This window comes from Flavisolibacter ginsenosidimutans (assembly GCF_007970805.1).
GTDB lineage: Bacteria > Bacteroidota > Bacteroidia > Chitinophagales > Chitinophagaceae > Flavisolibacter > Flavisolibacter ginsenosidimutans.
This window is the reverse complement of sequence record NZ_CP042433.1, coordinates 152663-167197: the sequence shown is the minus strand read 5'-3', so window position 1 is coordinate 167197 and position 14535 is coordinate 152663. Positions and strand designations below refer to the sequence as shown.

9 protein-coding genes are annotated in these 14535 nt (G+C 46.7%); 1 reads left to right on the top strand and 8 read right to left on the bottom strand.

Annotated elements, in window-relative coordinates; translation table 11 throughout:
* Positions 1-356 precede the first annotated feature (356 nt).
* From FSB75_RS21715 to FSB75_RS00515, 4 genes are all read right to left on the bottom strand, one after another.
* Positions 357-506, bottom strand: coding sequence for a hypothetical protein (locus FSB75_RS21715; protein ID WP_172623023.1), 150 nt, complete (start codon positions 504-506; stop codon positions 357-359).
* A 193-nt stretch (positions 507-699) separates the two neighbouring features.
* A complete protein-coding gene (locus tag FSB75_RS00525) occupies positions 700-2793 on the bottom strand; it encodes an arylsulfatase (RefSeq protein WP_146781375.1) in 2094 nt (697 codons plus the stop codon).
* Positions 2794-2906: 113 nt separating this feature from the next.
* Positions 2907-4460: a sulfatase family protein gene (locus tag FSB75_RS00520; protein WP_146781373.1), complete on the bottom strand. Its 1554-nt coding sequence runs from the start codon at positions 4458-4460 to the stop codon at positions 2907-2909.
* Positions 4461-4519: 59 nt separating this feature from the next.
* On the bottom strand, positions 4520-6586 hold the full coding sequence (locus FSB75_RS00515; RefSeq protein ID WP_146781371.1) for a glycoside hydrolase family 2 protein: 2067 nt from the start codon (positions 6584-6586) through the stop codon (positions 4520-4522).
* 17 nt (positions 6587-6603) lie between these two features.
* Here FSB75_RS00515 and FSB75_RS00510 point away from each other — a divergent pair, with 17 nt between their 5' ends.
* Complete coding sequence (locus tag FSB75_RS00510; RefSeq protein ID WP_146781369.1) at positions 6604-6816, top strand: hypervirulence associated TUDOR domain-containing protein; 213 nt, start codon at positions 6604-6606, stop codon at positions 6814-6816.
* On the opposite strand, the gene FSB75_RS00505 is transcribed toward FSB75_RS00510, so the two are convergent.
* The 4 genes from FSB75_RS00505 to FSB75_RS00490 all read right to left on the bottom strand — a co-directional run bounded on the left by FSB75_RS00505 (position 6817) and on the right by FSB75_RS00490 (position 14511).
* On the bottom strand, positions 6817-9114 hold the full coding sequence (locus FSB75_RS00505; RefSeq protein WP_146781367.1) for a glycoside hydrolase family 20 protein: 2298 nt from the start codon (positions 9112-9114) through the stop codon (positions 6817-6819).
* A gap of 12 nt (positions 9115-9126) precedes the next feature.
* Positions 9127-11574 (bottom strand): glycoside hydrolase family 95 protein, encoded by a 2448-nt coding sequence (locus FSB75_RS00500; protein WP_146781365.1) that lies wholly within the window; start codon positions 11572-11574, stop codon positions 9127-9129.
* Between the two features lie 162 nt (positions 11575-11736).
* Complete coding sequence (locus FSB75_RS00495; RefSeq protein WP_146781363.1) at positions 11737-12954, bottom strand: glycoside hydrolase family 27 protein; 1218 nt, start codon at positions 12952-12954, stop codon at positions 11737-11739.
* A gap of 15 nt (positions 12955-12969) precedes the next feature.
* A complete protein-coding gene (locus tag FSB75_RS00490) occupies positions 12970-14511 on the bottom strand; it encodes an alpha-L-fucosidase (RefSeq protein WP_146781361.1) in 1542 nt (513 codons plus the stop codon).
* Between the last annotated feature and the right edge of the window lie 24 nt (positions 14512-14535).

Sequence of the window (14535 nt, the reverse complement as noted above, 5' to 3'; positions counted from 1 at the left end):
ACGAACCGTTCTGCGGCACGGCGCAACCGGAGAAATTGGATAAAGTTGTTGACAAATTGTCCGGAAACACTGGCCGGCGCAAAAACCGGATTACTTCCGGATTGTCGCATTCATCACAACATAAATTCTTTTTCATTGCGGCTCTTTGCCTTGATCTGTTGAAGCAAATTTTGAAGCGTCTTCACTTTTGCCGGATATTTTTCTGCCAGATTATTTTTCTCACCAACATCATTTGAAAGATCAAACAATTGAGGTGAAGGCGAGTTTCCTGTTTCAGTTCCGGTTAGTTTCTGGAATGCCGCTCCGTGGTTTGGTTCAATGTATTTCCAATTATCTTTTACAACACCAATTATCTTTTACAACGGAAAGTGCCCGCCTTGCTGTACCAACACCGAACGTCCTTTGTTTGCTTTTCCCGTCAGTGCCTCCCAAATATTCTCACTGTCCATTGCTTCGCCGGCAGGAATCTTTTGTTGAAACAATTTAGAAAAGGACAGCAAATCCATCTGGCAAATCAAAGCATTTGAAACTTTGGGCTGGCTCGTTACCAATTTGTTTTTCGTAATTCGCCGCAATCGGATCAGCCGTATCAAGGCCAATGACACGGTGATTCTCGACAAACACGGTAGGCACACGGTCGGCCGTTGCCGGGAATCGTTAGAAAAAGTTTTTTTTCTTCGTTATAATTTCTGTTGATGATCAGTGATAAAAATCATGAGCACCTGTTTCCTTCCATTCCGTTGATCCATCTTTTTTCCACAGAAGCACAATGTGGTTTTTTTGATCCGGCTCCTTCAACAAATAAACTGTCAGGGGATGAAATCCTTTTTTCAAATACGCATCCTGCGTTAATGCCGTATTTGACACATAGCCGAAGTCTGCATCAAACAAACTTGCTTCGTGCAAGCGAACAAAAGCCTTACCCTGAACTTGAAATGAAAAATTGTATTTGCCATCCGAAGGCACTTGAATGCACGCTTCGTATAAAACCATTCCCTTTTTGTTATCGCCTTCTGTTCCGTTGATGGCATTGGTTGTTCCAGAGCTTTGCGGCTTCCTTCCTTTTCCTGAAATCACATAAGGAAAATCTCCTTCAAAAAACTCCCAGCGCAAGCCTCTGACCAACTTTTTATTTACCGTTGTTTCCGGAACAAGCGCATCATCATACGGGCGGCTGGCTTCCGAATCGGCACGTCTTAACTGCAACACTTTTGCTTTCATTTGCGTTTCTATCTTACCGAAGCCGGGCAGGGAAGACAAATTTTTTGTTTGCTTCGGGTCTTTCACCACATCATAAATTTCAAAAGCATCGCCGGCCGATTTGATGCCGTACCGAACGCCGACCAAATCGTTCATTCGAATGAGTTGCATCTGGTCTCTTTTTCTTCCTCTTCGTGATGGCTCAAACTCTTTAAAGCCTGGAGTTTTTCCTTCTTCAAAATATTCTACATAGACCAATGAATTTTCCTGTTTGCCTTTGCCGGTTAAAGATGGAAGCAGCGAAACGCCATCCGTGCGGGCAGGTGTGGGAAGGTTTGCCGCATCGGCAAAAGTTGCCAACCAGTCGGACAAAATGGACGGCGCGTTGATTGTTTTTCCCGCAGCAATGTGACCGGGCCACGATGCAATGGTGGGCATGCGAACGCCGCCTTCCCAACAATCCCTTTTAATGCCGTCAAAAGGCCCGTAACTGCTAAAAAAAGTGGGCTGATTGGGAACATAAGATGCCGGCAAATACGATTCAATGGAAGGCCCGTTGTCGGACGTAAAAACAACCAGCGTGTTGTTATCAATTTTAAGGTCTTTCAACAACTGCAACACATCGCCAACGGCATCATCAATTCTTTTTGTTGCGGTTGCATAACGTTTGTAGGTATCGGGCCAGGGAACTTCTGAAGTGGCTGAATTCTGATCGTTGTCATAGGTTGCAGCCGCATATTCAGGATACACATAGGAATCAACAGTGCCCGACGCCGTATTGATCATGTGCGCCGGTTCGTTCAACCATTGAAGCCCGCCCTTTAAACCGCCGCCTTTGGGATAGGATTGTGTTGGCAATTCCAAAACAGCGTGCGGCGCATCATAAGCCAGATACATAAAAAAAGGTTCCGCGTTGTTACTCTTTTCGTGATCAACGATCCATTTTTTTGCATAAGCTGTCCACAAGTCGGTTGTGTAACATTTGTTCAATTTGTCCCCAACGTTTGTATAATCTTCCCACACTTCTTTTTTACCGCGGTACACTCCTTCGACAGGATAATGCTCGTGCCCGTCTCTGTGACGCATGTAGCCGAAGTAATGATCAAAACCGCGTTTCAACGGATGTGCGGGCCAGTTGGGAGCCTCTTCTTTTGCTCCCTGCAATCCCCATTTGCCGACGGCAACGGTGGCATACCCCGCCTGCTTTAAAACAGTGGCAACGGTGTGATTATTTTCCAGCGCTTTGTCAAACTGGTTGTCCCGAACATGAGCGTTGCCCTGGTTTACACCCGTCAACAGCGATGCCCGCGACGGAGCGCAAACCGGCGCATTGCAATACTGTTGTGTAAACTGCGCGCCATTCTTTGCCAGTTGATCAATGTGCGGCGTCAGTTCATAAGGCTTTGAGCGGTCGCCTGAATTCTTTCTTCCGTTTTGAAAAAACACGCCAATGTCGCCGTAGCCCAAGTCATCGGTAAGAATGAAAATAATGTTGGGCTTTGAAGAAGTTTTTTGGGCACGAGCCGGAAGAACGATCGCACAAAAAATGCAAAGGCAATAAAATGGCAAAAGGGTTTTGGTCTTAAAAATCATATTGTACACTCGTTTGAAACGTTGAGAGGCGAGAGGTATAAAATAGATTGGAGCCGTTCGGTAAATCCTGCGCAACTGTTTGTTCAATTCACGTGTCGTATTGAAAACAAGCCTCAAAACGCTTTTTTATCACCAGCAACCTTCACCTGTTGCAATATTGCTTTCGCATCATTATCCCCGTATTCGTCAATCAAGCCGTTCAATTGCTTCATTAGTTCTGCCGTAAGCCTTTCATATCCTTTCTTTCCGTACACGTTGTGCATTTCACGCTTGTCTTTTTTCAGATCGTACAACTCCCAATCGTTTACCCTTTCGTAAAAACGAATGAGCTTGTACCGTTTTGTGCGAATGCCAAACTGTGGCGAAACCGAATGCTCGCCGTTCTCGTAATAGTGATAATACATTGCTTCTCTTCCCTCTGCTTTTTTGTTTTTCAACAGCGGCAGAAAGGACCGCCCTTGCATATCGCCCGGAATCTTCACACTGGCGGCGTCGAGCACCGTTGGTGCAATGTCAAGGTTCATCACAAAATTTTTGTTTGCCGTTCCCGGCTTAATCACTCCCGGATAACGCATCGCCATCGGTGTGCGAAACGATTCTTCGTACATCCACCGCTTGTCAAACCATCCGTGCTCCCCTAAAAAAAATCCTTGGTCGGAAACATAAATCACAACGGTGTTGTCCGTTAAGTTGTGCTGATCCAAATAATCCAGCGTTCGTCCAATGTTGCGATCCAACGAAGCCGCAGTGCTTAAATAATCACGCATGTAGCGTTGGAATTTCCATTCGGTAAGCGCCTTGCCGGATAAATTACGTGTTTTGAAATCTGCTGTGATCGGGCCGTAATAGGCATCAAATTTTGCCCGCTGTGCTGCGTTCATTCGCTTGATGCTGCCTTCCTTATTTTCCGCTTCTTCGCTGTCAAACATTTTCAGATCATAGCCAAGAAGCATGGTTTTGGCCACGGTCATGTCCTGTACGGCCGCGGCTTGTCTTCCGGCATAATCGTCGTAAAAATTTTTGGGTAACGGAAACGTGACGTTGTCAAATCGTCCCATGTCCGCCGTGTCGGGAATCCATGTTCTGTGCGTGGCTTTGTGACCAATGACGAGACAGAAAGGTTTTGCCGTATCTCTTTTGTTTAGCCAATCTTCCGCAAGGTTTTCAATGATGTTTGTTGCGTAGCCTTCGATTCGTTTCTTGCTGCTGTCCATCATGATGAAGTCGGGATTGTAGTACTGGCCTTGCCCCGGAAGCACTTGCCAGTATGTAAAACCCTGCGGCGCCGTTTCAAGGTGCCATTTGCCGATCCACGCGGTTTGATAGCCGCTCTTTGTCAGTTCTTTAATGAAGGTATTTTGCGAACCGTCGAAGCTTGAGTGTTCATTATCCTTAAAGCCGTTTTTGTGGCTGTATTTGCCGGTTAAAATCACGGCGCGGCTGGGCCCGCAAATTGAATTGGTGACGTAAGCCTTTTTGAACAACACACCCTCGTTCGCAATGCGGTCAATGGAAGGTGTTTGAACCATTTTATTTCCGTAAGCGCTGATGGCCTGGTAGGCATGATCGTCGGAAACAATGATGAGAATGTTGGGACGCTTTTGTGCCGCGCAAACGATTGTGGCGACGAGAAAAAAAGACGCAATTAGACATCTCAACGCTTTCATGTTTTAATTTTTAAACGTTATTGTATTCGATGTCACCCAATTGAAATAACCGCAAAACACTATTGATCTTTTTCCGACCAATAAAATGATTTTTGAGAAACAACGTAACCGTTTGGCCGCACGACCGTAACAATGCCTTTGCCCTTGTAAAGATCATCCGCTTCCACGTAGGTTTTTTCCCCGGGCTTTAAATCAGGAACTGCATAAGCCTTTGTTGACAAATAATTTTCTTCTTTATCGCTTACATACATTTTGTATCCCTTTACCGTATGCTGCGGCAAGCCCACACTTCCAAAAATAAGCACACTTAATTTCCCGTTCTTCCATTGGTTGACTGTTTGAACTTCTACCGGCGAGGAAAGTTCACGCAACACTTTCATGGAGGGTTTTGGATTGCCGTACATGTCGTACACGCCGTGAACCCTTCTTCTGTATTTGTTGTTTTCCGTTGTGCCGGGATAGTGCGTACGGTAATCGGTCAGGTCAAAATAAATAGCGCCTTCAACATAAGGCTTGCTCTCGTAAAGGCTCATGTGGTAAATTAAATCTTCCACTCTTCTTTCATCACCGCCTTTGAAATTGGGTTCGCACAAACCGAATTCCGAAATAAAAAAAGGTTTGCCCGGATAGCTTGCGTGAACGCTGTCGAGATACATTCCAATTTTGGCAACCGGGATATTCCACCAACTGCCGCCGTATTCGTTCATCATCAGGTAATCGCCGTCCGCTGCTGCATCGGGAACAAATTTTGGATTGTTGTAAAATCCTTGTGTAAGCGTATTGCTCACGTAAGCCGTGTTTCTTGAAGGGTCCAATTCTCTTGAACGTTTCAACAAATCGGCAATCAGTCTTTTCATATCGCCATCTCTTGCACGCAACTCATTTCCCACGCCCCAGGAAAAGATGCTTGGATGGTTGTATAAATTGTTGACCATCGTTTCCAATTGCCTCATGGCAATGTTTCGCACCGTATCGTTGGCCGATGTTTCGTGTCCCCATAACGGAACTTCCTGCTGCACCAAAATTCCATTGCGATCGCAGAAATCATAGAACACATCGCCTTGCTGAAAGTGCTGACGGCTGAAAATGCAGTTTACATTTTTCATCAGCTTTCCCATCGCAACAATGATTGAATCGGGTTCCGCAAAACCGTAATCCGGATTAGAACCCGCTGTCCATTCCACACCCATCAATTTTACTCTTTCGCCGTTTAAGAAGGTTTGCCCGTTTACAAACTTCACTTCGCGAAAACCGACGTTGGTTGAAATTTTATCAACGGCTTTTTTGTTCTTCAAAACCGTAACGTCAATGCGGTAGAGGTTGGGAAAATCAAAATGCCAGGGATGCAGGTTGGCGAGAGAAAAACCAACGAAGGCTTCACCGCTTTTCCATTGCGGTGTCATTGTTTTGTTGAAGACAATATCCTTTGTGTGTTGGTTTTCTTCGGTGATGACAACGTTCAATTCCAATGGGCTCTCTGCGCCAAAACCAAGTTTAATTTTTAATTGTCCTTCGTTGTTTGCAATATTTAAAACAGGCGTTGCGTGAATGTATGCTGCCGAAGGTTTATCACTTATAATCAACTTTGCCGGGCGAATGATGCCGCCGTCGTTTGGCCAATCAAACGAAGAACCAAAGGGAACTTTGTTCTTGCCGTAATCGTTGTTCACGGCAACGGTGAGAATATTGTCTTTGCCATAGTTGATTTTGTCATTCAGGTTAACGTAAAACTTGTTGAAGCCGTCGCCAGTATTTTCGGCAACTTTATTTCCATTGACGTAGATGAAAGACGTGTGATTGACAGCGTCAAACTCCATCACTACATTCTTGTTCCTCCAATTTTTCGGTACGAAAATTTTTCTTTGATACCATCCCCACCCATAATGATTTTGAACCTCCTCTTCAACGTTCCAGGTGTGCGGTAAACGAACGACGCTTGCATTAGGAAGCGTTGTAGCAAACCATCTTTCATTAAAGCCTTCCGCTTTTTTATCAACAACAAACTGCCAGGCATTATTGACATTGATTGTGTCTCTTTGCGCAAAAAGCACAGCGCAGAAAAACAGGTCAAGCGTTACCAACAAAATTTTGACTGAAGTTTGCAGGAGGACTCTTTTAAAATTCATTTTATAAACTCGTTGTTATGGCCCAAAAATTTAAAGTTGGCGATCACGTGACATGGAACTCAGAAGCGGGCCTTGTCTCGGGAACAATTATAAAAGTTCATACGGCTGACTTCCCCTACAAAGGCTACACGCATCACGCCACGAAAGATGACCCGCAGTACGAAATTAAAAGCGATAAAACCGATCACATTGCCGCACACAAAGCCTCGGCATTGAAAAAAATAAAATAATCAGTTCACCACGATTTCGTCCGCAAAAATCCACGCAGGCTTTCCTTCGCCGGAATGCCCTTTGGGCAATGCATCGAGAACCTTGGCCGTAACGCGAATAAATCTTGCTTTGCGTTCGGGAAAATCAGCAACAAAATCGTTCACGGTTGCCGCTTGCTCGTTCACCGAAACATTGTTCTGCACGGTTTTTAGTTCGGTAAAATTTTGACCGTCGTTCGACGCTTCAAATTTCACCCATTGCGGCATCATGATCCAGTCGCGGTAAGCTTGCAAACAACCCAGTGATACGCTGTGAATATTTTTCTCATCGCCAAGGTCTATTGTCGCAATCAAATCTTTTCCGCTGAAGCCGTGCCAGTACTTGCCCACGGCCGTCGTGCCCCGCACGCCGTCGGTTAACGAGTTGGGACCATCAGCCATGTAATAACGGCTGACAGGATTTGTATAGCTCACATTTTTCCCGACGGCCTTGTGCATCTCAAAAGATTGCTGCGCCGGAAGCACACTCATAATTTTTCCGTCAACAACCGTGATGGCTTTCAACGTCAACGACGAATCAATTCGAATGGGCTCGTTGTATTTGCGGCTTTGCAAGCTTGGCTGCGTGCCGTCGGTTGTGTAATACACATCGCCTTTGTAAGCTTCGGTAGAAAGCGTTATAAACAATTGCCCGCTTTGCGAAGAAGGCTTTATCTCCACTTTAAAATTGCCTTTGCTGTACGGCAATTCTTTTTGATCAAAGGCTTTGAAATGCGCTTGCAAACGTTGGTTGAAACCGTTCCAGTCCCTTGCTTCTTTCGGACTCCAAACCACTTCGCTTAAGGCCAACATGCGCGGCAACACCATGTACAAAACATGCGACGGCGTGGTGATGTATTCGGCCCAGAGATTGGCCTGCGCACCCAATATGTATTTTGCTTCGGCTTCCGTTAATTCTTTCGGCAATGGTTCGTAATCGTACACTTTTTTTAACGTGTTAAAACCACCGATGGCCAAAGGCTCCGTTGCGGGATCTCCCTGGTAATGATCGAAGTAAACCGGATTGCCCGGCGTCATCACCACGTCGTGATTCATCTTTGCCGCCGCAATGCCACCGGCTTCGCCGCGCCAACTCATTACCATTGCTTCGGGCGCCAAACCGCCTTCCAAAATTTCATCCCAGCCAATCATCTTGCGGTGTTTGCTAACGATGAATTTTTCCATTCGCTTGATAAAATAACTCTGCAATTCTTCTTCGTTCTTCAGGGCTTCGGCTTTGATTCTTGCCTGGCATTTCGGGCAAAGTTTCCACGGTGTTTTGTCAACCTCGTCGCCGCCTACGTGAATGTATTTTGATGGAAAAAGATTGATGACTTCACTGTACACATCCTGCAAAAATGTGAATACGCTGTCGTTGCCCGGACAAAGGTTGGACGATATGCCGGTATAATTGCCACCGGTCATGGGCAGTTGCGGCTGTTGTGTGCAACTTAAAAAAGGATAGGAAGCAATGGCCGCCGCGCTGTGTCCGGGCACGTCCAGTTCGGGCACAATTGTAATGTTGCGTTGTGCCGCGTAAGCCACAACGTCTTTAATTTGTTCCTGTGTGTAGTAGCCACCGTAGGTTGGCGCTTCGCCTTCTTTGGCCTGCGGCCTTTGACCCCACACGTTGTTGTTTTCATCCACACGCCAGGCGCCCACTTCGGTCAGCTTCGGGTATTTTTTTATCTCGATGCGCCAGCCCTGGTCGTCCGTTAAATGCCAGTGAAAGGTGTTGAATTTATACAGCGCCATCAGGTCAATGTATTGCTTCACCAAATCAGGCGAAAAGAAATGACGGCTTACGTCCAAATGCATTCCTCTCCACTTGAAACGGGGATAATCTTTTACGTGCATGGCCGATATTTGCAAGGCTGCGTTGGTGCGAACGGCGGGCAGGGTTTGAAACAAAGTTTGCATGGCGTACACAAGGCCCGCTTTTGTGTTGGCCGTTATCAAAACCGAAGAAGGCGTCACGTTTAATAGATAACCTTCGTTGCCGATGCCCTCTGTTTTCGCAAGCCTTAATTGGATGATCTTTTTTGCTTTGCCGTTTTGCGGCAAGCTGATTCCCGAAAGGTTTTTAATGGTTGAAGAGAAGAAACCGGCAGCGGCTTTCAAATCTTTATTGGCCGCGTTGTAAACAAGGGCTGTGTTTTTGTCCAATAAAAATTTACCCTCGTTCAACTGAAGACTTACGGGTTGCGGAATGATGCTGACTTGTTGTGCAAACAGAGTCAAAGGAAGCATGGCAAGAAATAACCATCCTGCTTTTTTCATGGCGTGCTTGTTTTATTTCAGAAAATATTGTTCACCAATTTTTGTTGCAAACATCACGGTCTCGTCGGTCACATTTTTGACGATTATTCTTCGTCCTTTCGCATCAAACACCTTCAAACCTTCCGGCAATTGAACGTAACAATCGGCGCCTGCTTTTGAAAGCATGACGGCGCTGTTTACGTTGCCGTTGCGCCAGTTAAAACTTAGCGCAAAACCGTTGGGTGCGCAAAGGCCTTTTGCACTGCCGCTGCTCCATTCTTTTGAAGAAGGCAGGGCCGGTAAAAAGCGGATAACATTATTCTTTCCATTGCTTTGCAACAACATTTCTGCAATGGCTGCTGTTGAGCCAAAGTTGCCGTCAATCTGGAACGGCGGATGCGCACAAAACAGGTTAGGATAGGTTCCCGCGCCTTTCATTTTGTACACGCTGTCTGTTGTAAAAGCCGGTTGCAACAAGCCCTTAAAAACTTTCAGCGCATGATCGCCGTCGCCGAGTCTTGCCCAAAAAGCCATCTTCCACGCTCTTGACCAACCCGTGCCTTCGTCGCCGCGGCGCAACAAAGTTTTCTTTGCGGCAGCGGTCATTTGCGGCGTATCGTTTTCGTTTATTTCATCATACGGATACAGACCGTACAAATGCGAAACGTGGCGGTGTTGCGGTTCGGCTTCACCGTAATCGCGAATCCATTCCTGCACGCCGCCGGTTGACGGGCTGATCTGATTTGGCGCCAACTGCGCTTTTATTTTTTGCAATGAATCGCGAAACGCAGCATCAACGTTTAACAGGCTTGCAGCTTCAACGGTGTTTGACAACAACTCTCTTCCAATCTGCATGTCCATCGTCGGACCCATCGTTGTTTGCCCTTTAAAACCGTCTTTGGTGATGTAAGTATTTTCAGGTGAATTAGAAGGTGCCGTAACGAACCATCCCGTTTTCGGATCGGTAATTAAAATGCTTATATAAAATTGTGCAGCGCCTTTGAGCACAGGATATATCTGCTGCAAATATTTTTTGTCAGGATTGTACAAATAATGTTGCCACAAATGTTCACAAAGCCAGGCGCCGCCTGTTAGTGTTGATCCCCATTCCGCGCCTTCACCCGGCGCCGTAAATTTCCAGGGATTGCTGATGACGTGTGCCACCCAGCCGTTCGCATTGTAATAAGCTTTGGCTGTTTTTTCTCCGGGCTTTACCAGTTGTTTTGTGAAGTTGATCAAAGGTTGATGACAGTCCGCTAAATTGGTTTTTTCCGCCGGCCAGTAATTCATTTGCACATTAATATTCAAATGATAATCACCGTTCCAGGGCGTTTGGTATTCTTCGGCCCAGAGCCCTTGCAAATTGGCGGGCAGGCCGCCTGGACGAGAACTTGAAATGAGCAGATACCTACCGAAATTAAAATAGAGTTCGGGCAGCGTTGCGTCGCTTGCACCTTTTGCACAACGCACCAAACGTTGCGCAGTGGTAAGTTCGTTGATGGAATCGTCTTGTGCTGTTGTAAATTTTATACGGCAGCGATTGAAATAAGAATCAAAATCAGCAAGGTGGTTTTCTAAAAGTTTGTCGTAAGAAAGACGGCCCGCAACGTTTGCGTATTTCATCGCCTCGGGCAAAGGTTCGGGTCCGCGTGTTTCAACATTGGGCCAGTTCAAGTCTGTTGCGGCACTGATGATGATCGTGCACTCAGAGGCGTCTTTCAGTTGCAAGCCGTTACCGGAAACATTTATTTTTCCATCAATAGAAAGAAGTTTTGCATACGCAGCGAATTTGATTCCCTTGTCACCACCGCCTCCGTCCAATTGCCCGGTAAGGGTGATGCTGTTGTTCGACGAAACGATAGAAGCGGCTTCTTTTCGGTTTAAGGCAAGATCAAATGAAAGGGACTTGCTTTTGCTTGCTGTAAGATGAATAACAATTGCTTGTTGCGGTGCGGAAACAAAAACTTCTTCTTTGTACAACACGCCGTTGCGCTTCCACGAGGTTGTAGCCAGCGCTTTGTCAATTTGCAAGATTCTTTTGTAATCCGAAACCGCACCGGTCGTGTCGTGCCAGGTGAGAAACAAGTCAGAGAGTATTTGATAACAACCAAACTTTACCTTCTTTCCGTTGCCGTTTCCCGAACCTTTGCCCGCAGCCACAAAATGTTTTTGCAACAGTTCCTGCGCTTCTTTGTTCTTCTCGTCTTTGAGCAATTGCTGAATGGGCTGAAGGTATTCGTGTGCGTCGTTCCGGTTCGGGTCTTCCACGCCACCGGACCACATTGAAATTTCGTTAAGAACAATCCGTTCTTTGTTCACACCGCCAAACACCATTGCGCCAAGGCGGCCGTTGCCCAGGGGAAGCGATTGCGTGAAATGCACGGCCGGTGCATCAAACTTTAATTGCACACCCGGTTGTGCAAGCAAACCAGCGGTTGCCGCAAATAAAAAAAAGAGAAGGATGATTTTCTTTTTTACCATCGTTTGATGACGGTGAGGATGTCGTCGTTAAAACGGTTTCTGATTGATGCAGCAACTTACATACAATGAAAGCCGAATCCTTGCGCAAACGATTGAGCAGAATTCGTTGCGTTGTTTTCTTCGTCAAAGCTTCGCAAACTCTTACGAACGAAGAACAAAACCTCAGCTTTTTCTCAAGCGGAAAACTTTTGTTTCGTGGCTTTGCACTGTTCCCTTCCAGCTTTTTGCTTTGCCGAAGTCTTTGTGCTGCCACAAGTCTCTTACCGTGTATTTGTGCTCTAAACCCAATGCCTTGAAATCAACCGAGGTTGTTTTCGGAACATCGCTGCGGTTTAAAACGGCAACGGCGTAATCACCGTTTGCAAGCGGCTTCACAAACACGTTCCAAATACTGTCTTTTATTTTTCGTTCGGCTTGTTTGCCCAAGGCATCCTGATTTATCGCGATGACTTCTTCGTTCAGCAAAATATTTTTCGTGGATTCGTTCATGTTGCGCACGTCGTTGGTGGCCACTAACGGCGCAGCCATCATGCTCCACAAACTCATTTGGCTTACGTATTCCACATCGCTGCAGCCGGTACCGCCGCCGTCTCCCGAAGGGCCTTTTTTTCCGTACAAACCCACCACCAACATGTCCGGATCATTCCAACGACCGGGTCCCGCATAAGCGCTTAATTCGGCGTTCACGTCCAGAATGTCCATGATGCCTTCGCCCCATTTTTCGGTCGTTCTTCTTTTCCATTTGTCCCGCACGTCGCCGGTAGTGCGCCACAGTTGTCCGCCGGCATTGGCGGCCCAAAGCCAGGGTTTGCGTTCGCCCCATTCGCAAATGCTGAAAACAATTTCCCGACCGCTTTTGCGCAGGGCATCGGCCATTTTTTTGTAGCGAATTTTTGCCGTCGCCGAATCCGGTGGTGCGTGGCAATAATCGTATTTCAAATAATCAATGCTCCAGGACGCGAAGGTTTTGGCGTCCTGCTCTTCGAAGCCAAGACTTGCCGTGTAACCCGCACAGGTCAGTTGCGCGGCATCGGAATAGATGCCCAGTTTTATCCCCTTCGCATGAACGTAGTCAGCAAGTGCTTTTATGCCCGACGGAAATTTTTTGGGATCGGGAATGATGTTGTTTTTGTTGTCTCTTCCGCCCTGCCAGCCGTCGTCAATCATGATGTAACGGTAACCGGCTTTTACCATGCCGGAGGCCTCCATGGCATCGGCCATTTCGCGAATGTCTTTTTCGTTGATCTTATCAGCAAAATAATTCCAGGTCATCCAGCCCATAGGCGGCGCTGGCGCAAGCTGCGCAAACGAAGGCTTGCAAACAAGAAACAATAGAAAAAAGAAAAGACGTTTTTTGTTGTTGTGAAAACGGTTCGTCATAAAGTGTAAGCCGATTTATTTTTCAGTTGGTGCGTTGTACAAAGCCAGTTCGGCAAGAAAGGGATTGAGCCTTGATGACAAGATGCGCAGGCGTAGTTTGTTTGTGGTTACGGAAGCAAAGCGCATGAGCCGTTTGTAACCAACGGTTGTTCCTTCGGTTGCTTTTTTCCATTCGTTTCCGTTCCAGTATTCCAGCACAAAGCTTTCGATGCGTTGCCCCTCGCGAATATTCTCTTGCAAAGCCAGCACGTTAACGGTCTGCGGCGCTTTAAAACTTATTTCGATTGTTGTTGTCGTGTCGGTACCGGTTGTGGTAAAATGCGTGTCGTCTTTTTCATCAACCAATGCTTTCAGGTTCTCTCCGTTTGCCGCGTACAGCGATGCGTCTTTTGCAAGGTTCACCGAAAAAATTTCATCGCGAAGGCGTTTCCATTCAAGTAAGTTCCTTGCGTCGTTTTCGTTGATCAATCCTCTTTTGTCGGGCGGAATATTGAGCAATAACACACCGTTTCTTCCTACTGAATTTAAATAAATGCCGGTGAGTTGCCGCGGCGTTTTCACCTTGCTGTCTTCGCTTTCGTGGTAAAACCAACCCGGCCGGATGGACACGTCGGTTTCGGCGGGATACCAAACCAATCCTTTTGCCTGTAATATTTTTTCGCGGCTCCCAAGGTCACTTCCGCGCATGTCACCTTGCGGTTTAAAGGCAATGCCTTTTTGCGAATTTTCAGCTACCGCTTGCGGGTCTAAATTGTTTGCCGGCACCACGCTCCACTCCTGTTCACGTCCTTGTCCTGTTTCCGTTCCCACCCAGCGCACATCGGGACCCATGATGGCAATAACAGCCTGCGGTTGCAACCGACGAATCAACTTGTACCAACGCCCAAAATCATAGACCTGTTTTTTCCCGTTTGGTCCTTCGCCGTTGGCGCCGTCAAACCATACTTCATCAACGCGGCCGTAATTCGTCAACAGTTCGGTTAATTGTTGCGCAAAAAAATCATTATACGCGTCGGTGCCGTAAACCGAAGAATTTCTATCCCAGGGCGAGAGGTAAATGCCAAAGCCAATGCCTTCTTTTTTACAGGCTTCGGCCACTTCTTTTACCGCATCGCCCTTACCGCCTTTCCAAGGACTGTTTTTTACGGAATGCTCTGTTGTTTTGGTAGGCCAAAGACAAAAGCCGTCGTGGTGTTTTGCGGTGAGAATAACTTGCTTGATGCCTGCGTCTTTTGCGGTTCGCACCCACTGCAGGGCATCCAATTGTGTTGGATTAAAGAGCTTGGGGTCTTCTTTCCCATCGCCCCACTCGCGATTGGTAAACGTGTTAATACCGAAGTGAAAAAAGCCGGTAAGTTCCAGGGCCTGCCACCGAAGTTGCCGCGGCGTAGGCACAACGTTGGCGGCTTTTCGAATGATTTCTTTTTCCGTATCGGTTGGTGCAATGAGGACGGAATTGTATTTCGCCGGATAGTTTTCGCTGATATTTTTTTGCGGCGAACAAGCTGCGAGCATCAGCAATAGAAATCCCGACGATGCGATAAACCTCTCTGTCATTTTTGTTTGCTTTGTAAAGAATCG